Source organism: Methylobacterium sp. Leaf106, assembly GCF_001422895.1.
GTDB classification, from domain to species: Bacteria; Pseudomonadota; Alphaproteobacteria; order Rhizobiales; family Beijerinckiaceae; genus Methylobacterium; species Methylobacterium bullatum.
Map to the genome: position 1 here is coordinate 40,925 of NZ_LMNB01000032.1, position 19,704 is coordinate 60,628.

General features: G+C 69.4%; 18 protein-coding genes. 11 read left to right on the forward strand and 7 right to left on the reverse strand.

From position 1 onward, the window contains the following. Positions 1–22: 22 nt before the first annotated feature. Entirely contained in the window at positions 23–1,603 is a 1,581-nt protein-coding gene (locus ASF34_RS17040) for a heme biosynthesis protein HemY (RefSeq protein WP_056162745.1), read from the forward strand. A 107-nt stretch (positions 1,604–1,710) separates the two neighbouring features. Further along, positions 1,711–2,844, forward strand: coding sequence for a DUF2336 domain-containing protein (locus ASF34_RS17045; protein WP_018042247.1), 1,134 nt, complete (start codon positions 1,711–1,713; stop codon positions 2,842–2,844). A 24-nt stretch (positions 2,845–2,868) separates the two neighbouring features. Here the strand turns inward: ASF34_RS17045 and ASF34_RS17050 are convergent, their stop codons facing one another. Then, entirely contained in the window at positions 2,869–3,210 is a 342-nt protein-coding gene (locus ASF34_RS17050; RefSeq protein ID WP_018042246.1) for a DUF1491 family protein, read from the reverse strand. Between the two features lie 271 nt (positions 3,211–3,481). Between ASF34_RS17050 and ASF34_RS17055 the strand changes: the two genes are divergently transcribed. Further along, positions 3,482–5,428 carry a YgiQ family radical SAM protein gene (locus ASF34_RS17055; RefSeq protein WP_443136547.1) on the forward strand — a complete coding sequence of 649 codons (1,947 nt, stop codon included), beginning with the start codon at positions 3,482–3,484 and terminating at the stop codon, positions 5,426–5,428. A gap of 267 nt (positions 5,429–5,695) precedes the next feature. On the opposite strand, the gene ASF34_RS17060 is transcribed toward ASF34_RS17055, so the two are convergent. Together ASF34_RS17060 and ASF34_RS17065 are read right to left on the reverse strand one after the other, a co-directional pair. Continuing rightward, complete coding sequence (locus ASF34_RS17060) at positions 5,696–6,430, reverse strand: peptidoglycan-binding domain-containing protein (protein ID WP_056162751.1); 735 nt, start codon at positions 6,428–6,430, stop codon at positions 5,696–5,698. 161 nt (positions 6,431–6,591) lie between these two features. Further along, positions 6,592–8,505: a sensor histidine kinase gene (locus tag ASF34_RS17065; protein ID WP_056162755.1), complete on the reverse strand. Its 1,914-nt coding sequence runs from the start codon at positions 8,503–8,505 to the stop codon at positions 6,592–6,594. 372 nt (positions 8,506–8,877) lie between these two features. On the opposite strand from ASF34_RS17065, the gene ASF34_RS17070 reads away from it, so the two are divergent. Further along, positions 8,878–9,159: a hypothetical protein gene (locus ASF34_RS17070; protein WP_018042242.1), complete on the forward strand. Its 282-nt coding sequence runs from the start codon at positions 8,878–8,880 to the stop codon at positions 9,157–9,159. Positions 9,160–9,199: 40 nt separating this feature from the next. On the opposite strand, the gene glgX is transcribed toward ASF34_RS17070, so the two are convergent. Further along, positions 9,200–11,299, reverse strand: coding sequence for a glycogen debranching protein GlgX (glgX, locus tag ASF34_RS17075; RefSeq protein WP_056162759.1), 2,100 nt, complete (start codon positions 11,297–11,299; stop codon positions 9,200–9,202). A 160-nt stretch (positions 11,300–11,459) separates the two neighbouring features. After that, on the reverse strand, positions 11,460–12,881 hold the full coding sequence (locus tag ASF34_RS17080) for an alpha,alpha-trehalose-phosphate synthase (UDP-forming) (RefSeq protein ID WP_026175661.1): 1,422 nt from the start codon (positions 12,879–12,881) through the stop codon (positions 11,460–11,462). A 407-nt stretch (positions 12,882–13,288) separates the two neighbouring features. On the opposite strand from ASF34_RS17080, the gene ASF34_RS17085 reads away from it, so the two are divergent. The 6 genes from ASF34_RS17085 (at position 13,289) to ASF34_RS17110 (ending at position 17,455) form a co-directional block, all read left to right on the forward strand. Beyond that, entirely contained in the window at positions 13,289–13,798 is a 510-nt protein-coding gene (locus ASF34_RS17085; protein ID WP_056162762.1) for a hypothetical protein, read from the forward strand. Positions 13,799–13,808: 10 nt separating this feature from the next. Beyond that, the gene (locus ASF34_RS17090; protein WP_018042238.1) at positions 13,809–14,204 is read left to right on the forward strand and encodes a phage holin family protein; all 396 of its coding nucleotides are present in this window, start codon (positions 13,809–13,811) and stop codon (positions 14,202–14,204) included. Then, entirely contained in the window at positions 14,201–14,590 is a 390-nt protein-coding gene (locus tag ASF34_RS17095; RefSeq protein WP_056149916.1) for a DUF3618 domain-containing protein, read from the forward strand. The genes ASF34_RS17090 and ASF34_RS17095 overlap by 4 nt, the downstream gene beginning before the upstream one ends. A gap of 80 nt (positions 14,591–14,670) precedes the next feature. Continuing rightward, complete coding sequence (locus ASF34_RS17100; protein WP_056162763.1) at positions 14,671–15,381, forward strand: hypothetical protein; 711 nt, start codon at positions 14,671–14,673, stop codon at positions 15,379–15,381. A 323-nt stretch (positions 15,382–15,704) separates the two neighbouring features. After that, positions 15,705–16,433, forward strand: coding sequence for a 5-oxoprolinase subunit PxpB (gene pxpB / locus ASF34_RS17105; RefSeq protein WP_056162766.1), 729 nt, complete (start codon positions 15,705–15,707; stop codon positions 16,431–16,433). Next, positions 16,430–17,455 (forward strand): biotin-dependent carboxyltransferase family protein, encoded by a 1,026-nt coding sequence (locus ASF34_RS17110; protein WP_056162769.1) that lies wholly within the window; start codon positions 16,430–16,432, stop codon positions 17,453–17,455. Before pxpB ends, ASF34_RS17110 begins: the two co-directional genes overlap by 4 nt. Positions 17,456–17,687: 232 nt before the next feature. On the opposite strand, the gene ASF34_RS17115 is transcribed toward ASF34_RS17110, so the two are convergent. Further along, the gene (locus tag ASF34_RS17115) at positions 17,688–17,915 is read right to left on the reverse strand and encodes a hypothetical protein (protein WP_056150188.1); all 228 of its coding nucleotides are present in this window, start codon (positions 17,913–17,915) and stop codon (positions 17,688–17,690) included. A gap of 193 nt (positions 17,916–18,108) precedes the next feature. Here ASF34_RS17115 and ASF34_RS17120 point away from each other — a divergent pair, with 193 nt between their 5' ends. Next, positions 18,109–18,660: an RBBP9/YdeN family alpha/beta hydrolase gene (locus ASF34_RS17120; RefSeq protein ID WP_018042231.1), complete on the forward strand. Its 552-nt coding sequence runs from the start codon at positions 18,109–18,111 to the stop codon at positions 18,658–18,660. Between the two features lies 1 nt (position 18,661). Here the strand turns inward: ASF34_RS17120 and ASF34_RS17125 are convergent, their stop codons facing one another. Then, a complete protein-coding gene (locus ASF34_RS17125) occupies positions 18,662–19,693 on the reverse strand; it encodes a YcjF family protein (RefSeq protein ID WP_056162772.1) in 1,032 nt (343 codons plus the stop codon). Positions 19,694–19,704 lie beyond the last annotated feature (11 nt).

The following is a 19,704-nucleotide window of genomic DNA, read 5'->3' on the forward strand; positions in this document are numbered from 1 at the left end:
ACCTTCCGGAGTTCGTGATCCCATGTGGCGCGCCCTCGCCTTCCTAGCCCTTCTCGCCCTCGCCGCCTTCGGGGCGACGTGGATCGCCGACCGCCCCGGCACGGTCACCATCGTCTGGAACGGCTACGAGCTCGCCACCAGCCTCGCCATCGCCCTGATCGGCGTGTTCATCGCGGCCATCGTCATCGGCTTCATCTGGGCCATCGTGCGGGGCATCATCACCCTGCCCGAGACGCTGGTCCGCGGCTCGAAAGAGCGGCGCCGGGCCAAGGGCTTCTCGGCCCTCTCGCGCGGCATGGTCGCGGTCGGCTCGGGTGACCCGCTCGCGGCACGGCGCCATGCCAGCGATGCCGAGCGCCTGCTCGGCGCAGAGCCCCTGGCGCTCCTGCTGAAGGCGCAGGCGGCGCAGATCTCCGGCGACCGCGAAGCGGCGGAGCACGCGTTCCAGCGCATGGCCAACGACCCCGAAACGCGGGTGCTGGGCCTGCGCGGTCTCTTCGTCGAAGCCCGCCGCCGCGAGGACGACGTCGCTGCCCGCGCCTATGCCGCGGAGGCCGCACGCCTCGCCCCCAGCGTCACCTGGGCCAACGAGGCCATGCTCGAGGCGCAATGCGCCGATGGCGATTGGAGCGGTGCCGTGCAGACGGTGGAGCGCCGCGCCTCCTCGGGCCTCATCGAGAAGGGGCTCGCCCGCCGCCAGCGCGCCGTGCTCCTCACCGCCGCCGCCCAGACCCGCGAGGCGGGTGAACCCGAGGCGGCGACGCAGCGCGCCCTCGACGCGGTGAAGCTGGCGCCGGACCTCGTCCCCGCCGCTTGCGTCGCCGGACGCCTTCTGGCGCGGCGCGGCGACCTGAAGAAAGCCGCCAAGATCGTCGAGGCGGCCTGGCGCGCCAATCCCCACCCGGATCTCGCCAAGGTCTATCTCGGCCTGCGTGTCGGCGATTCCGTGCGTGACCGGCTCGCCCGGGCGGAAAACCTGGCGCGGATCTCCACCTGGCATCCCGAAGCCCGCCTCGCTCTGGCGCAGGCGGCCCTGGAAGCGCAGGAATTCGGCAAGGCCCGCGAGGCCCTGTCGCCTCTCATGGCGGACCGCCCCACGGTGCGCGCCTGCCTGACCATGGCGAAGGTCGAGGAAGCCGAGCACGGTGCCGGCTCCGGCCGGGCGCGCGAATGGCTGGCCCGCGCCGCCCATGCCCCGCGCGATCCCATGTGGATCGCCGACGGCGTCGCTTCCGAGCGCTGGGCGCCGGTCTCGCCCGTCACCGGCCATCTCGACGCCTTCGTCTGGAAGGCACCCACCGAGCTGCTCGAAGGCCCGTCGGGCAACGACGTGACCGGCGACCTCGACGACGGGGACGACCGCAGCCAGCCGGCGCTCGCGACCTCGATTCCGGGCACGGAGATGCCGGCCCCGGTGAGTGCACCCGTGGCCGCGCCGACGAAGCCCGCCGAACCGACGGCCGTGAACGGGGCCAAGATGGTCTCGGCCCCCTCCGCGCCGTCAACCGGACCGATGGCGCCGGGCGCCGCGACACCGGTGGTGTTCCCGCCGCCGAAGGGGTCCGATTCCACGGCCGAGACCAAGGCCCGGCTGGTCGGCTGATCCCGCAATGGGGCAAGAAGGGCGCCGCCGCGGCGGCGCCCTTTAAAGGTCGGTTCACGCAAGCTCGCTAAAGCTGTGTCCAGCGAGTTCTGCGTAAACGAAGTGCCATGTCCCCATCTCTCGACGATGCGCCGGACTTCTCCGGCCTGATCGAACTGTCGCGTCTCGGTGACCTCGATCTGAAACCAGTCATCCTCCGGGTGCAGACCGATCTGTTCCTCACCGCCTCGGTGCGGGACCGGAAGACGGTGGAGGCGTTCGAATCCCTCGCCGGCGGTCTGATCCCCACCGTCGACGACGAGACGGCGGAGATCGTGGCGCGCAAGCTGGCGCCCTTCCCCGCGACCCCGCAATCCGTACTCGCGGCGCTCGCCGCGCGCGGCGGCGAGATCCGGGATCTCATCATCGCGCAGGCGCCGGACCTCTCGGCCCGCGTGATCGAAGCCGCCCTCGCCGACGGCTCCGACATCGCCGCCGCCATCGCCCGCAGGGCCGATCTGAGCCGCAGCCTCATCGAGGAGATGGCCTCGCGCGACGTGGCCGCCATCGATCTCGCTCTCGCCGAAAACTGGCAGCTCGCTCTTCAGGGCACCACCATCGCCCTCCTCGTCGGCCGCGCGCGGACGAAGCCCGATCTGGCCCAGGCGCTTCTCGCCAGACCGGACCTCGCCCCGGGGGATCTGGCACCGCTGTTCCTCTTCGCCGACGAAGAATTGCGCGAGGCGATCGGCCGGGCGGTAGGTTCGCGCGCGGCTCTTCGGCCGTCGCCCCCCATGCCGCGCGAGGCGGGCGCCGTCCTCACCGGCTTCTCGGGCAGGAACGATGTGGCCGGCTTCGTCGCGGCCCTCGCCGAGATGCTCGGCCTGCAGCGCAACTTCCTCGGCGCGACACCGGACCCGAGCCAGCGCTACGAACTCCTCACCCTCGCGCTTCGCGCGGCGGGATTGCATGAAGAGGAGGCGGTGTATGTCTTCCTCACCCTCAACGAGACCGTGGCGCGTTCCGTGGACCGGGTCTACGACCTGGTGAAACTGTTCCGCACCATCCCCAGCGGCGCGGCCCGCGACCTTCTCAGCGCGGTCCTCGACAAGCCACTGCCCGAGCGGCTCAACGGCGGCACCGCCCACCAGCCCTACACCGCCCCCGATGCGGTCCGCCCGCGCATGGCGCCGGCCGCCGCAGAGCGTGCGCCGCTTCGCCCTGCCCTCCCCGGCCGCGTGAGGCAATCGGCGTCGAACTGACCCTCGCCGGGGCCTCGCCTCGTCCTATTCGGCGAGATCGAGGTGGTGGCGGCCCTGGCGGTCGTCGATCTCGACGATCCAGAGATCGTCGTCGAAGCGCAGTTCCTTGCCGAGGCGGAGCTCGACATCGGGCGGCGAGGCTTCGCTCATTAGCCGGACGAAGCTGCGATCGGCCCCGTCCCCGGTATCGACGAGGGATTGCGGGGCCGGACCATAGAGATCGGCCCGGCCATCCAGGCGATCGACCTTCACGAAGATCGCCCCCGCCTCGGGCGCGCCGCGCCGACGCTGCACCGCGTCGATCCCCTCGACGGCAAGACGGCGGAGATGGGCGGAGACCCAGAAATCGGAGCGCAGGCGAGGCATGGCCCGCCTATAGCACCGAAGGCGTGGCGCGGGGACCGGCCTCAAAGAGAGCCGAAAGGTTTACCCGATCCGGCCTTCGGTACCGTCCGGTATTTCTTCAATCTCAGTCACCGTGATGGGATCGCGGCGCCCGGCTCCCTCGCCCTTCGTTGAGCTCTGAGCTTTCGCGGTCTATGCAGACCCCATGGACCTCCAAGTTTCCGCGAGTCGCTCACCGGCTCCCATCGCCTGCAAGCTGCCACTTTACGGGAAGGCGGCGCCGTTCCTGCCCATGAGCCGCGCCGAGATGGACGCGCTCGGGTGGGATGCCTGCGACATCATCCTGGTGACGGGTGACGCCTATGTCGATCATCCGAGCTTCGGGATGGCGATCATCGGCCGGCTGCTCGAATCGCAAGGGTTCCGGGTCGGCATCATCGCCCAGCCCGATTGGCAATCGGCGGAGCCGTTCAAGGCGCTCGGCCGGCCGAGGGTGTTCTTCGGCGTCACCGGCGGCAATCTCGATTCGATGGTAAACCGCTACACGGCGGATCGTCGCCTGCGAAGCGACGACGCCTACACGGCGGGCGGACAAGGCGGCGCCCGCCCGGACCGCTGCACCATCGTCTATACGCAGCGCTGCCGCGAGGCCTACAAGGACGTGCCGATCGTCCTCGGCGGCATCGAGGCGTCCCTGCGCCGCATCGCCCATTACGATTACTGGTCCGACAAGGTGCGCCGCTCGATCCTGGCGGACGCGAAGGCCGACCTGCTGCTCTACGGCAATGCCGAGCGCGCCGTGGTCGAGGTGGCGAACCGCCTCGCCGCCGGCGCGGCGCCGCACGAGCTCGACTCGGTCCGGGGCGTCGCCCTGTTCCGCCGCGTGCCCGAGCATTACACCGAGCTGCCCGCCGACGATCTCGATTCGGCCGACGAGGCCGCCTCCCGCCGCCCCGGCGAGACCGTGATCCGGCTCCCCGCCTACGACGAGGTCAAGGACGACAAGGAGGCCTATGCCCGCGCCTCGCGGGTGTTGCACCGGGAGGCCAATCCCGGCAACGCCCGCCCCCTCGTCCAGCGCCACGGCGACCGCGACCTGTGGCTGAACCCGCCGCCGATCCCGCTTTCCAGCGACGAGATGGATGCGGTCTACGACCTGCCCTACGCCCGCGCGCCCCATCCCTCCTACGGCGACGCGAAGATCCCCGCCTGGGACATGATCAAGTTCTCGGTGACGATCATGCGCGGCTGCTTTGGCGGCTGCACGTTCTGCTCCATCACCGAGCACGAAGGCCGCGTCATCCAGAACCGCTCGGAGGGCTCGATCCTGCGCGAGATCGAACTGATCCGCGACAAGACGCCGGGTTTCACGGGGGTGATCTCCGACGTTGGTGGCCCCACGGCCAACATGTACCGGATGGCGTGCAAGGACCCGAAGATCGAGGCGGCGTGCCGCCTGCCGTCCTGCGTCTTCCCGGACATCTGCCCGAACCTGAACACCTCGCACGACGACCTGATCCGGCTCTATCGCAAGGTCCGCGAGGTGGAGGGCGTCAAGAAGGTGATGGTCGCCTCCGGCGTGCGCTACGATCTGGCGGTGCGAAGCCCCGAATACGTCGAGGAGCTCGTGACCCACCATGTCGGCGGCCGGCTGAAGATCGCCCCCGAGCACACCGAGCGCGGCCCCCTCGACCTGATGATGAAGCCGGGAATCGGCACCTACGACCGCTTCAAGGAGATGTTCGACGCCGCCGCCAAGAAAGCCGGCAAGAAATACTACCTGATCCCGTATTTCATCGCGGCGCATCCGGGCACGACCGACGAGGACATGATGAACCTCGCCGTCTGGCTCAAGAAGAACGACTATCGCGCCGATCAGGTCCAGACGTTCCTGCCCTCGCCCATGGCGACGGCCACGACCATGTATCACACCGAGATCAACCCGTTGCAGGGCGTGCGGCGCGGCGGCAGCGAGCCGGTGGACGCGATCAAGGGGATGCGGCAGCGCCGGCTGCACAAGGCGTTCCTGCGCTACCACGATCCCGAGAACTGGCCCCTGTTGCGCGAGGCGCTCCGGGCCATGGGCCGGGCGGACCTCATCGGGCCGAGGCCGGACCAGCTCATTCCGTCCTCGCAGCCGCCGGGAACGGGCTCGGGTAAGCCGGGAGGCCAGCCACGCCCCCTGCGCCATCCGGGCGCGCCGCGCTTCACCACGAAGGGCGTGCCGCTGCGGAAATGACGGTCTCGCCCGTGCGATAGCCGGATGCGTTGAAAGGCTTTCGGGGTTCTGCGCGCTGAGGCGGACGAACGGGAAGACCACCCTTCGCGGGGCTACGGCATTCGTACATCTCATGGGATGCGCGGGTCCCCTCTCATAGAAGGAGAGGGAGCCCGTCGCGCTTCACGTCGAACCCACTTGGATAGGGGGAACCAGCATCGAGCAGATGTGTGTGTCCGGTAGCCTCACGGAGGCCGCGAGCCGCCTCCGAATGCCGGATTCCTTGCCCTACCCCTTGGTCGAACCGGCGCGCGAGGCGAGTTCGCGCAAGGTGCGACCGGCGGCGACGCCCTTGACCGGCAGCTTGCGGTCGCGCTCGAACTTCTCGATGGCCGCCCGTGTACCGGGGCCGAGGACACCGTCGGCAACGAGCGGTCCGTATCCGAGCTTCACCAGCGCCCGCTGCGCCTGCGCCACGGCCTGATCGGGTTTCGGCGTCACCGAGGCCGTGGTCTCCCCGGCCTTGATGATGTCGGCGATGACGTCGCGCTTGGTGGAGGGCGCGGCAGCCGCCGGCTTAGGCACGGGTTTCGCCGCCTCGGTCGCCGGCACAGCCTTCGGTTCGGGAACCGTCTCCAACTTCGGCGCCTCGATCCGGCGCGGCGGGGCCTCCGCGAGCTTGACCGGCTCGGGCGACGGGCCGGCCGTGGACTTGGCGGCGGCAGTGCCTTTGCCGAGGGTCGGGAAGAGCGGCGCGGGGTGGCGTCCCCCCTGGTAGCCCAGCGCATTCATGGCCACGGCCGCCACCGCGCCGATGGCCACCACCGAGCCGAGCACTTCGCCGGGCCGGCGCAGGCAGAGCCGGCCGAAACTGCCGATGGCCGAGGCCACGCCGCGCAGCCAGCCGAAGGCGGGCCGGCGGGCGCGGGTCGAGGCGGGTTTCCGGCGCGGAACGGCGGTCTGCGCGGCCCTGGTGGGAACGACGATCTCGCGCTGGTCGCGCTTCGGCAGCGGTTCGCGCATGGTCTATCCTCTCAAACGCAGAAAACGGCCCGACAGGTCGAGCCGAAAACGGGTCGGTGGCATCGCCGGGACGCAGGATCCGACGGTGAGCTGCGTACCTCGTCCCGGATGCCGGCTCCGGGACGAGGTACGCGTCGGGTTGCGGTGATCGGACAAGGGGCTCATCCGGCGCGCTGCATGGGAATGTAGCGCTCGCTCACCGCTTCGGGCGCGGGGTCGAACAGACCGATCGGGCGGCGCACCGGGACCACAATCCCCTCCGCGACCGGCAGGGGCGCCGGGCGACGAACGCCGGTCCGGATCGGGGCCGGGGGAGCGGTGCTGGAGCCGCGCCGGCAATCGATGGGCAGCGTCACGGTCACGCTGGTGCCCTGGCGCTCGGCGCTCTCGATGGAGATGCTGCCGCCATGGAGGCCGACGAGCCCCTGCACCACCGAGAGACCGAGCCCGGTTCCCTCATGGGTCCGGTCGTATCCGCCGCCCGCCTGGAAGAACGGGGCGCCGATGCGGGGCAGGTCGTCGGCGCCGATGCCGATCCCCGTATCCGCCACCACGATGTCGAGATGCGACGCGCTTCGCCGCACGGAGACCTCGACCCGCCCGCCCGGCGCGGTGAATTTCACCGCGTTGGACAGGAGGTTGATGAGCACCTGCCGGCAGGCGCGCGCATCCGCCGTGATCTCGATGCCCGCAGCGTCGGTGCCGCGCACCAGGGTGATCCCGCCCTGATCGGCCCGCAGCTGCATCAGGTCGCAGCAGGTCCGCACCAGGGATCCGACATTCATCGTCTCGGGAACGTAATCGAAATTGCCGCTCTGGATGCGCGACATGTCGAGGAGCGCGTTGACCACGTCGAGGAGATGGCGCCCGGAGCTTCCGATGATCTCGGCATATTCGCGGCTGCGCTCGGGGCCGAGGGTCATGGAGCTCTGGCCGGCGAGGACTTCCGAGAAGCCGATGATGGCGTTGAGCGGCGTGCGCAGCTCGTGGCTCACGGTGGCGAGGAAGCGGCTCTTCAGGTCGTCGGCGCGCTCGGCCTCGGCGCGAGCGTGCTCCAGCTCCTCCGCGTGGCGACGATGCTCGCTGACGTCACGGGTCACGGCGACCACACTCGAGCCCTCGACCCCCGAGAGGGTGCCGGCGATGCGGTGGGCCCGCATCTCGGCGAAGATCACGCGCGGCTCGCCTTCGGCGCGCAGGGCCGCCGGGTCGAGATGAAGGCGGAACTGGACGGTGGCCGGCATGCCACTGGCGGCCACGTCGCTGATCGTCTGCAGAAGGGCCGGACGGTCCCCCACATGGACCCGGTCGAGGAGCCCGTGTCCGCGCAGGCGAACGGACTCGATGCCGACGAAGCGCGACGACGAGGCGCTGGCTTCGATGACGCGACCGTTCCGGTCGTGCCAGGTGACGAGGTCGTCGATGGCCGAGAGCAGCATGCGGTCGCGCATCTCGTTGTCGCGCATCCGCGCGAGCCAGCGGCCCTCGTGGCGCAGATGCTCCATGGCCTGGGCGGCCACGTGACCGATGGCGGTGATGGCGAAGACCGGCATCGCCACGGACCGGGACAGGTCGAGGAGAGGCAGCGAGATGGCGCCGTGCGGCAGGAACGCCACCACGAGGGCGCCGATCATCGCCACGATGGCGGCGGCCAGCGTCGCCCGGCGCGAACCGGACACGACCGCTTCCAGCGGGATCGCCACCAGCCAGATCGCGGCGGCGGAGTTCACGCCGCCCGACATCAGGGCGAGGCAGACCACGAGGCCGGTGAGACCGGCCGACGAGATCGCATGGGCGACCCACAGGATCCCCGTCCGCGACAGGAACACGGCGGCGAAGACCGGCAGCATCAGGCTGGCGATGGCGAGGACTTCGAGGCCGGTGGGGACGCCCCGCCAGAGCAGGTAAGGCGGCAGGGCAGCCATCATCACGATCCCGGTCGCGAGGCGCGATACCAGGAACCGCTCGTGCCGGAACCGCACGGCATCGTCTTCGACCACCGACTCGTGGACGAGCCCGGCGAGCCGGAGATCGATCATGGAAGCCAGGCCGCTGTAGATACGCAATACGCACACGCACAGCGCGAAGTGCCTCGACGGCCGCTTCGTCGCCCCTTGCTGGACTTTGACTCGGGTTCGACTTGAACTCGACTGAGGCCAAACCTCGCAGACCGGACTTAAGCGAGTGTTGCGCAGACCCGACCGATTGTTCGCGGATGCTTTCCGGTCCGTAACCACGCCTATTCGGTGGACGGCCCCTTTCGGGGCACATCGCCCGCTATCCACAGGGCCGGGCACGACATGCCGGTTCGCAGGGGCATGGCGGCAAAGCCGTGTTCACCATGGTTCTCGATTTCAGGGCGTGCGTGAGAGGCGCTTTACGTTCTGCGCCGAGGCTCGGTCACAACGGGCCGCTCACGGCCGGCACCGAACCAACCCGGGACTTCCATGTCGTTCCTCATTCGCGCCTGCCTGGCGATCGGCATCCTCTCCTACCTCGCCGCCCATCGCGACGATCCGGGGCTCGCGGCGCGCCCGACGGCGCCGTCCGTGGAGAACACCGCCTCTCTCGCCTGGGACGCCCTGCCGAGCGATGTCCGCGAGAAGGCACTGCGCCAGGGTGCCGACGCCCTGGTCCAGAAGGTGGCGGGGTCCGTCGCGAGCGCGTCGCGCGACACGCTGGCGGAGGCCGATCGCCGCCCGGCCTGGCGCGGCGTGGACGAGCGCTGATCGGGACGCGGGCGTCCGAAGCGGCCTGCCGCCCCGTCCGTCAGATCTCGTAGGACGCCGCCTGTCGCGCGCGCAGGACGTAGAGCGAACGGGGATCGAGGCGCAGGCGCGCGTTGGGGGGAAACAGCGCCTGTCCGGCCTGGACCACGCCCGTCGGCCGGGTGGTGTCGAAGACGACCATCCACGGCCCGCCGATGACCGGGGCCAGGGTGAAATCGACCGGCTCGTCGGCGGCGTTGATGAGGATCAGCAGGCGGTCCGCGCTCGGCAGGTCGTTGCCGATCTGCATGCCGAAAGCCTGCCGGTGACCATCGCCCCAGGCCTCGTCGTCCATCTCCGCGCCGCAGGGCGAGAGCCAGTGGACGTCGCGCAGCGGCCCGTCCCCGATGACGGCGCCGGTGAGGAAGGTCAGGCGGCGCAGGGCCGGCTGGTCGCGGCGCAGGGCCGTGAGGTTGGCGACGAACGCCGTGAGGCCGGGGTCGGGATCGGTCTCCCAATCGAGCCAATTGACCGCGTTGTCCTGCGCATAGGCATTGTTGTTGCCGTTCTGGCTGCGCGACCGCTCGTCCCCGGCCAGAAGCATCGGCACGCCCTGGGCCAGGAAGGTCGTCGCCAGGAGATTGCGCTTCTGCCGCGCCCGCACGGCCAGGATCGCCGGATCCTCCGTCGGACCCTCGACACCGTAATTGCGCGAGAGGTTGTGGCCGTGGCCGTCGCGGTTTTCCTCGCCGTTGGCGTGGTTGTGCTTCTCTTCGTAGGCCACGACGTCGGCCAGGGTGTAGCCGTCATGGCTCGCCACGTAGTTGATGCTGGCGAGCGGCGACCGGCCGGAGCCGGCGAAGATTTCTCGCGAGCCGGACAGAACCTGCGTGAGCTTCGGCAGAATACCGTGATCGCCGCGCCAGAAGCCGCGCACACTGTCCCGGAACTGGTCGTTCCACTCGGCCCAGCCGCGCGGATAGGCGCCGAGCTGGTAGCCGCCCATGCCGATATCCCACGGCTCCGCGATCATCTTGGCGCGGGAGAGGATCGGATCCTGGGCGATGGCCTGGAAGAAGGCGGCTTTGGCGGTGAAATCGTGCGGCGTGCGTCCGAGGCTGGTGGCGAGATCAAAACGGAACCCCGCGACGCCGTAGGCGGTCACCCAGTGCCGCAGGGAATCGAGGACGAGCTGCATCACCCTCGGGTGGTCGAGGTCGAGGGTGTTGCCGCACCCGGTGCAATCGATCTCCTGCCGCCGGTTCTCCGGGTTGAGCTTGTAATAGCTGGCATTGTCGATGCCCCGGAACGACAGGGTCGGTCCGGTATGATCGGCCTCGCAGGTATGGTTGTAGACGACGTCGAGGATGACCTCGATCCCGGCGGCGGCGAGTTCGCGGATCGCCGCCTTGAGGCCCCCGGTCCCGGCCGCCCCGAGATAGCGCGGCTCCGGCGCGAAATAGCCGAGCGGCGAGTAGCCCCAGAAATTGACGAGCCCCTTCTCCACCAGGAACCGGTCGTCGGCGAAAGCCTGGATCGGGAGGAGCTCGATCGCCGTCACGCCCAGCTTCAACAGGTGCTCGACGATCGCCGGATGGGCCAGGGCGGCGTAGGTGCCGCGCTCCGCCTCGGGAATCGCCGGGTGACGCTGGGTCAGCGCCTTCACGTGGGCCTCGTAGATCACCGTCTGGCCCATGGGCCGGCGGATGGGATTGAGCGCGAGATCCGGCAGGTCGGGCGCCGTCACCACCCCGCGCGGCATGAAGGTCGCGCTGTCGCGCCGGTCGATCTGGTCCTCCCGCTGGAGGCCGCGACGGTGCCCGTAGAGGGAATCGTGCCAGCGTATGCGACCCTGGATCTCGCGCGCATAGGGGTCGAGGACGAGCTTGGCCGGATTGAAGCGATGGCCGTTGGCGGGCTCCCACGGCCCATGCACCCGGTAGCCGTAGAGTTGGCCGGGGAACACGCCGCGCAGGTAGCCGTGCCAGACATCGTCGGTGCGGCAGGGCAGCGGGACGACACGGCTCTCATGGCGCTCGCCCGGCTCGAACAGGCACAGATCGACGCCGGTGGCGTTCTCCGAGAACAGCGCGAAATTGACACCCCGGCCGTCGAAATGCGCCCCGAGAGGCCCGGGCACGCCATCGTCGATGCCGATCATAGATGTCTTTCGCAGGTGCATCGGCTCGCCGAACGCGAGCCGGAAATCGGAACGGGGCTACGCAAGAACGATACCCCGGTCTCCCGCCCGCTGCCTATCCCGTCACGCTGCCGAGGGAGACAATCAGGCCCTCCCTGTCGTACCGACGGGGAGGAAACCGCTACTCGGCGGCGGCGGCCGCGCGGGGTGGCTCGCGTTCGATGGTCCGGAAATTCTCGAGGTCGGTGAGGAAATTGCGCGCCCACCAATCCACGTCTTCGCGGGTCATGCGGTCGACCATGGGTTTCCAGCGCTCGATCCGCTCGCCGCGCGGCATGTAGAGCGCCGTGCGGATCGCCTCCGCCACCTCGAACCGGTCGTAGGGATTGACCAGCAGGGCCTCGGGCAATTGCCGGGACGCACCGGCGAATTTCGACAGGACGAGGACGCCCGGATCGTCCGCCGTCTGGGCGACGATGTATTCCTTGGCGACCAGGTTCATGCCGTCGCGCATGGGCGTCACGAGGCCGACGCGGGCGGCGCGATAGAGACCCGCCAGGACGGGGCGCGGATAGGCCTTCGTCACGTACTGGATCGGGGTCCAGTTCGGCTCACCGAGGGCGCCGTTGATCTCGCCGACGGTCTCGTTCACCTCGCGGCTGAGTTCCTCGTATTCCGGCACCTCGGTGCGGGATTTCGGCGTGATCTGCAGATAGACGACGTTGCCGCGCTGGTCGGGATTCGAGGCGAAGAAGCGGTCCACCGCCTCCATCCGCTCGGGCACGCCCTTGGAATAATCGAGCCGGTCGACGCCGATGAGGAGCTTGCGGGTGCGCAGGCCCGCCATGGTCTCGCGCACGGTCTTGTTGGCGCCGGCATTCTCCGCCGCCTCCTTGAACCCGGCGACATCGATGCCGATGGGGAAGCTGCGGATGCGGGTGCGGCGCCCGTCGACCATCAGCGAGCCGCCGCCGAGGGGGATCGCCCGCAACTCGTCGATGAGGTTGCGCGAGAGGTTGTGGACGTCCGGGTCGGTCTGCAGGCCGATCAGGTCGTAATCGGCGATGCCGCGCAGAAGATCGTTGCTGGCGGGAAGCGTGTTGAACACGTCCGCGGCCGGCCAGGGGATGTGGTGGAAATAGCCGATGGGGTTGGCGATGCCGAGGCCGCGCAGCTCCGAGGCGAGCGGCAGCAAATGATAGTCGTGGACCCAGATGATGTCGTCGGGCTCGATCAGCTTGGCGAGCGCCCGCGCGAAGATGCGGTTGACGCGCTGGTAGCCGGCATAATCCGAACGGGAGAACGCACCCAGGCCGAGCCGGTAATGCATGATCGGCCAGAGGGCGCGGTTGGCGAACCCGCTGTAATATTCCCGATGGTCCTGAGGCGAGAGATCGACCACGGCGTATTGGACGCGCCCTCGATCGATCAGTTCGGGCTCCTCGGACGGGTCCTCGACGACTTTGCCGCTCCACCCGAACCACAGACCCTCATAGGAGGTGAAGGCCTCCTTGACGGCGACCGCCAAGCCGCCGGCGGCAACGGATTTCCCGCTGTCCTCGGGGATGGCCACACGGTTCGATACGATGACAAGGCGTGCCACTCAGCGGGCTCCGGTCCTCAGCGTGCAGCGCACCAGGGGCGCGCCGGACAAGACATTCCGATGTTCAACGCGCGTAACGCGACCGTGATCCGTCCGATACAGCCACGTCTGTTCATATTCCGTCAGTCAGCCTAACCGACCGCATCGCCCACGGCCAGGGCAGGCAAGGACGAATGTCGGTTCCGCAGTGGATCACCCGACCCGTCCCCCGCCCGACGATGCCGGTCCGTCATCGGTTTTGCGACGCCGAACGGTCTTATGGGAACGCGGCCCGGCGCGCATCGGCGGGGATGTCGCGGCCGGTCCCTCGCCCACCGTTCGACGATGAGCATTCCTTGGCGGAACCGCGTCTGTTTCCATGTTGTTGAAGAGCCACAAGTGACACAGCCCACAAGTGATCGAGGAGTATGCGCGTGAACGCAAATCAACCCACTGGCCCGGCATCCGCGGCGAACGCCCCCGGGATCGGCTCCGGCGAGGCGGCTGCTCCGCCCGGTGATTGGCGTGCGCTGAAGGGCGATGTCGAGGGCATCGCCGACGTGGCCGTCGAGCGCGGCCGGGGCTTCGTCGCCGCCGCGCGGGCCCAGGCCACCGACTATGCCGACCGCCGCAAGGGCGACGCCGCCCAGTCGGTGAACGATATCGCCCAGGGCTTGCGGGATTCGAGCAAGTCCTTCGAGGAGCAGCCGAACATCAAGGCGTTCTTCGACAGCGCCGCCGAGGGTCTCGAGCAGCTCGGCACCTCCATCGAGAACCGCAGCTTCGCCGAGTTCTACGACGAAGCGGAAGCCTTCGCCCGCCGCGCTCCCGTCGCCGTTGCCGTCGCGACCTTCGTGACCGGCTTCGTCGTCTCGCGCTTCATCAAGTCGTCGAGCATCGCGCCCCACCGCGATGCCCGCGACGCGTTCCGCAGCTAGGCCGGACGTCATGTCGAACGGCCCGCAATCCAGCATTCAAAGCCTCGTCGGCGATGCCCTGCGCGAGACCAGCGAACTCGCGCGCAAGGAGATGGCGCTCTTTCGCACCGAGATGACGAGCAACGTCCGCACGCTGTTCATCGGCCTCGCGCTGATGGTCGGCGCCGGCGTGTTCGGAGTCGTCGCCCTGTTCGTCCTCGTGGACGCGCTGGTGAAGTGGCTCGCCACGGTGGTGCATTCGGAAGCGCTGTCCGCCCTCATCGTCGGCGGCGTGCTTCTGGTGGTCGCCATCGTCTTCGCCCTGATCGGACGGAACGCCATGTCCCTCTCCACCCTGGCGCCGACCCGCACGACACGGCAGATGCGCCAGGATGCGCGCGCATTGTCGGAAAGGGTATCGGGATGAGTGAATCGTTGAACGATCTCGAAAAGGACATCGAGGCGAGCCGTGCCCGCCTCGACCAGACCATCGACCGAATCCAGGACAGGCTCTCCGTCCCCAGCATCGTCGACGACATGCTGGGCAATGTCCGCCGGACACCGTTGAGCGGAGCCTATGACGGCGCCCTCGACGCGATCCGCCGCAATCCCGTTCCCGTCCTGCTCATCGCGGCCGGCATCGGCTGGCTGCTGCATCGCACCGGCAAGGATCGGCAGACGCTGACCAAGCGTTCCCTCATCGATCCCGACGGCGCGCTGCCGGTGACGCCGGGCGCCGCCGCCAAAGCCTACGACCCCGACCAGCCGACACGCCAGCCCGTGAAGGAACTGGCGGAGGAAACACAGATTTAGGCCTGCCAAGGCCGATCGAAACCTGACCGACCCGGCAGCGGCATCGCCGCTCCATCTCCCATCCGACAGGAGTCGCCTCCATGAGCCACAGCAGCATCCCGGGCGAGCCCAAGAGCTCGCTTCCCGACGACATCGCCCTCGCGGCCGGCCTTCCCCATGGCGCCGCCAGCCTTCCCCACGGCGATGAGACCGCTCGCTCGCTCCATGACATCTCCGACCGTGCCCGCAGCGAAACACGGACGACGGCCGGCGACCTTCGCCACCAGGCCGGCGACCTCGCCGACGATGCCCAGGCCAAGGCCGAGGGCTATGCCGACCGCGCCAAGGCGGCCGCACGCGATGCGCGGGACACGGTCAAGGACAAGGCGGAGTCGATGATCGACCGCGCGTCGGAGACCTATGACGACGCGCGCGACTGGGCGTCGGACACTCACCGGTCCACCCGCCGCAGCATCGGCGAGTTCGCCGAGCGCGGCGGCCAGCGCCTCGACCGGGGCAAGACCAATGTGGAGCAGTTCGTCACCGAGAACCCGCTTCTCGTGGGCGTTGTCGGCCTCGCGGCGGGTCTGCTCCTCGGCGCCCTCCTTCCCCGAACGCGCCGCGAGGACGAAACGGTGGGTCCGTGGGCCGACGAGGTGAAGGACCAGGGCATCCGCTACGCCCGCGACTTCGCCGACCGTGGCCGCGAGTTCGTGGAAAGCGCCCTCGACCCCGAGAACCTGAACGCGGCGACCCAGGGCGGTTCCGAGCCGTTCCGGAAGCCCGACGTATCGCCGGGGCGGTCGCACTGAGAGCGCAATAGATGCGTTTATCCAATGCGGCACCTCATCCTGAGGTGCCGCATAGCGGCCTCGAAGGAGGCTTCCAGGTATCGCGTCGGCATCTGGAGGGCTCCTTCGAGGCCCTTTGCTCATGCAAAGGGCGCCTCAGGATGAGGAGGTCTGCTGGGATGATCTACTTCGGCATGGGCATCCGCTGTTAAATCCAATCACATTGGATTTGAGGGTGGGCTTCCTGTGCGAGCTTCAGGATGAAAGAGGGGGCGGCGCTCGACAGCGCCGCCCCTTCGTGTTGGGACTGGGAAGACGATCCGACGAGCGAGGCCTTGCGACCCGTGGCAGCCCCTCAGCCCCGCCTGCTCTGGTGCGGCGACACCGCGATCACCGTCGAGTTCGGTGAAACCATCGCCCCCGAGGCCAACGCGCTGGTCCTGGCCCTCGACCGCGCCGTGCGGGATGCCGGCATACCGGGGCTCATAGAGGCCGTTCCCACCTACAGGTCGCTCACCGTCCATCTCGATCCCTGCGCGGGCGAGCCCGGAGAAATCGAATCCGCGCTTCTCGCCCTCGTCGGTACGGTCCCCGCCGAGACCACGCCGCGCCGGCTCTGGCGCATTCCGGTGGTCTATGGCGGTGCGTTCGGCATCGATCTCGCCGACGTCGCCGCCCATCACGGGTTGAGCGCCGACGAGGTCGTGTCCCGGCATGCGGCCGCCGATTACCGTGTGGCCATGAACGGCTTCCTGCCGGGCTATGCCTATCTCTCCGGCCTCGACCCGAGCCTCGCTCTCTCGCGCCGGGAGAGCCCGAGGCCGGTGACGCCGGCCGGCACCATCTCCATTGGCGGCGTGCAGGCTCTGGTGGCGAGCATCGCTGCCCCCAGCGGATGGCATCTCCTCGGCCGGACCCCCGTGTGCGCCTTCCTGCCGGGCCGCGACCCGGTCTTCCTGTTCGAGCCCGGCGACGCCATCCGCTTCCTGCCCATTGGGCCGGAAAGATGGGACGAACTCGACCGGGCCGCGCGCGCCGGGGAGCGCATCGTCGACTGCGAGACCGCGCCGTGAGCGGACGTCTCGTCATCCGGCGATGCCACGGCGCGCTCAGCCTGCAGGACGGCGGACGACGGGGCTACCAGCGCTACGGCCTCTCCGGCTCCGGCGCCATGGATCGCCTCGCCATGGCGACCGCGAATGTCCTCGTCGGCAATGCGCCCGACGCGCCGGTCCTCGAACTCGGCCTCGGCGGCGGTCGCTTCGTCGTGGAGGCGGAACAGGGTTGGTTCGCCTGTGCCGGCGCGCCCTGCACCCTGCGTATCGACGGAGCCCCCCTCACCGGCCACCGCACCGCGACCCTGGCGGAAGGCGCCGAACTCATCGTGGACCCGCCACGTGAGGGAGCGTTCGCCTACTTGGCCGTGGCCGGCGGCTTCGAAGCGGGCGCCGTGCTCGGCAGCGTTTCGCTCCATCTCCGCGCCGGCATCGGGGGTGCCGACGGCCGGCTCCTCCGAGCGGGCGACCATCTGGCCTTCGCCGCTGTGGAGGGCACCACACCGGGCGACCGGACCACCGATGCCGTGCCCCTCGACCGCGACGCGCCGATCCGCGTCATGCTCGGCCCCCAGGCCGACCGCTTCCCGCAAGCCGGGATCGACACCCTGCTGGGCTCGACCTTCACCGTGTCGCACCGCGCCGACCGGATGGGATACCAGCTCGACGGCCCCGCCATCGCCCATGGCGAGGGGGGCTACAACATCGTCTCGGACGCCACCGTCATGGGTTCGATCCAGGTGCCGGGCAACGGCCTGCCCATCGTGCTGATGGCGGATCGGCAGACCACGGGCGGCTATCCGAAGATCGCCACGGTGATCTCGGCCGATCTGCGCCGCCTCGCCCAAAGCCGGCCGGGCGATCCGATTCGGTTCGAGGCCGTCACCCTGGCAATTGCGAGAGAGGCCGCGATTCGGCGGCAGCGCGACATCGTCGGCCTGTCCGGCCGCCTTCGGCCGCTGGGGGGCTTCGACGCCGAACGTCTGCTGGGGGCCAACCTCGCCGGTCACGCCGTCGATGCCCTGCGGGAAGGTCCATAGGGCGCGATCCCTTCTGTCTCGTCCCTCTGCGATACGAGATGAACACCACCGGCTGCACCGAGCGGGTCACGGTGTGGAGCGGCCCGGGCCTGGTCCATTTCCGGACGCCCGTCCTCATCGCCGTGTCGGGGCTGGCCGATGGTCTGGGATGGCCGTGGTCGGGCGCAGCTCTAGCCAATGAAAGCCGCGCCGGAATCGAGGGGAGCCGTCGCCCCCTCGTCTCGTTCACGCTTCACGGGGACTGCCATTCGACGCCGGCATGCTCCCGGATATCACCCGGCGCGGACCCGGTATCGGCATCGCTGACCCAGTCGCTCGGCTCGACCACATCGACGATCTCATCGTCGGGATAGGCCGCGGCGAGAAAGACCTTGGCCTCACCCTCGGCGGCAGCCCGAACCGTGACCAGCGGGCGAAAGCCCTTGGCTGCGCGGATATTGGCGATGAAGAGCTTCGTCATGTCCATCCTCCTGGGCACGCCTGAGCGCGCGACACTCGGCTAACGCGGGAAACCGTGATCCGCGCGGGCCCTCGATGAAAATGATGGGCCGCCGCCTCTCGCAGCCCGGAGGCATCTCACTCGGCGCGGTGACGCCTGCCGAATTCCCCTCACCCGTCTCGACGCCGCGCGAGCGAGCCGCTATCGGGGCAGAATGAAGCTCGCCGATTGCGACATCCTCATCCTCCCCGGCTATGCAGGCTCGGAAGACGGCCATTGGCAGGCCGGCTGGGCCGCCCGCATGGCCAATGCCCGCATCGTCGAGCAGGACGACTGGCACCATCCCGAAGCGGCATCGTGGCGCGCACGCATCGTCGAGGCGGTGGAGGCGGCGACGCGGCCGGTGATGCTCATCGCCCACAGCCTCGGCGTGGTCGCCTCCGTCCAGGCCGCGCCCGCCTTTCCCGAGGGCAAGGTGCGTGGCGCCCTTCTCGTGGCGTTCCCGGACGTGGAGCGGACGCCGGACCTGCCATCCAGCGTCACGGATTTCGCGCCGGTGCCGCGCGATCCCCTGCCCTTCCCGTCCCTGCTGGTGGCGAGCCGCAACGACCCCTATTGTGCCTATGACCGGGCCGAGGACTTCGCCTATGCCTGGGGCTCCGCCCTGGTGGATGCCGGCGAATCCGGCCACATCAACGTGGCGAGCGGGCACGGTCCGTGGCCGGAAGGGCTGATGCGCCTGGCGGGATTCCTCAAGGGGCTCTGAGTCACGCCTTCTCGGCCCCGCCCATAGGCTTCAGCAACTCCCCGGCCACGTCCGACAGGCGCGGCGGCTCCTCCCTGACGAAAGGGAGCGGGCGGCAGACGGCCAGGGCGGCGAGGCCAAACCGGGCGGTCATCAGGCCATTGAGCACGCCCTCGCCGAGCTTCGCCGAGACCCGCGCGGCGATGCCGAGGCCGAGCACCTGCTGAATCATGCTCTCGCCCACCGCCATCCCGCCCGTGACGGTGAGATGCGCGAAGGCGGCGCGGGCAAGGCGCAGGAACCCGAGGAAACCCGGCCGTCCGCCATAGATCGTCGCGATCTGGCGCAGGAGGCGCACGGCGGCGAAGACCACGAAGGCCACGTCGACGATGGCGCGCGGGCTGAGCGCCGTCACCGCCGAGACCTGCTTGGCGGCCGAGGCGATGGCATTGCGGGCCTGCCGGTCGAGGGGTTCGAGCAGTTCGTGTTCGGCGAGCCCGATCCGGTCGTCCACGTCGAGGATGGTATCGCCCAGGGCCTTCAGGCGCTGGCGGCCGGCCGCGAGCCCGGTCCTCGTGGCGTAGAGGTCGCAAAGTTCAGCGACCACCGCCTGCGCACCGGTATGGTCCCGCGTGGCGATGGCTTCGATGGCCTTCGCCCGCAGCGTCTCGATCCGACGCTCGCGCCAGATGCCCGCGAGTTCGCGCATCACCAGGGCGAGGAAGGCGATGGCCGCGAGGACGAGCAGGGCCAGGGCGACGCCGCCGAGCCAGGGCGCGGCGGAGAACAGGTCGGCGATCATCCGCTCCAGCGACAGGCCGACCCCGAGCGAGACGAGGCCGCCCAAAGCCAGCATCAGCACCGACAGCCAGGGCGCCCGCGATTTCGGAGCCACCGGCACGGCGGTGCCGTCCGCCGCCTCGACGATCTCGAACGGCTCTTCGACGATCCTGACCGCGTTCGGCGGCACCGGCGGCGGAACGATGCCCTCCAGTCCCTCGGCCGGCTCGGCGGCGGGGATGCGGAAGGCGCGGGGACGGTTCTGAGAGGTCATGGGCGGACCCT

Coding starts and splice junctions, on each gene's coding strand:
- ASF34_RS17040 (WP_056162745.1), top strand. CDS start 23: ATGTGGCGCGCCCTCGCCTTCCTAGCCCTTCTCGCCCTCGCCGCCTTC.
- ASF34_RS17045 (WP_018042247.1), top strand. CDS start 1,711: ATGTCCCCATCTCTCGACGATGCGCCGGACTTCTCCGGCCTGATCGAA.
- ASF34_RS17050 (WP_018042246.1), bottom strand. CDS start 3,210: ATGCCTCGCCTGCGCTCCGATTTCTGGGTCTCCGCCCATCTCCGCCGT.
- ASF34_RS17055 (WP_443136547.1), top strand. CDS start 3,482: ATGAGCCGCGCCGAGATGGACGCGCTCGGGTGGGATGCCTGCGACATC.
- ASF34_RS17060 (WP_056162751.1), bottom strand. CDS start 6,430: ATGCGCGAACCGCTGCCGAAGCGCGACCAGCGCGAGATCGTCGTTCCC.
- ASF34_RS17070 (WP_018042242.1), top strand. CDS start 8,878: ATGTCGTTCCTCATTCGCGCCTGCCTGGCGATCGGCATCCTCTCCTAC.
- glgX (WP_056162759.1), bottom strand. CDS start 11,299: ATGATCGGCATCGACGATGGCGTGCCCGGGCCTCTCGGGGCGCATTTC.
- ASF34_RS17085 (WP_056162762.1), top strand. CDS start 13,289: ATGCGCGTGAACGCAAATCAACCCACTGGCCCGGCATCCGCGGCGAAC.
- ASF34_RS17090 (WP_018042238.1), top strand. CDS start 13,809: ATGTCGAACGGCCCGCAATCCAGCATTCAAAGCCTCGTCGGCGATGCC.
- ASF34_RS17095 (WP_056149916.1), top strand. CDS start 14,201: ATGAGTGAATCGTTGAACGATCTCGAAAAGGACATCGAGGCGAGCCGT.
- ASF34_RS17100 (WP_056162763.1), top strand. CDS start 14,671: ATGAGCCACAGCAGCATCCCGGGCGAGCCCAAGAGCTCGCTTCCCGAC.
- ASF34_RS17115 (WP_056150188.1), bottom strand. CDS start 17,915: ATGACGAAGCTCTTCATCGCCAATATCCGCGCAGCCAAGGGCTTTCGC.
- ASF34_RS17120 (WP_018042231.1), top strand. CDS start 18,109: ATGAAGCTCGCCGATTGCGACATCCTCATCCTCCCCGGCTATGCAGGC.
- ASF34_RS17125 (WP_056162772.1), bottom strand. CDS start 19,693: ATGACCTCTCAGAACCGTCCCCGCGCCTTCCGCATCCCCGCCGCCGAG.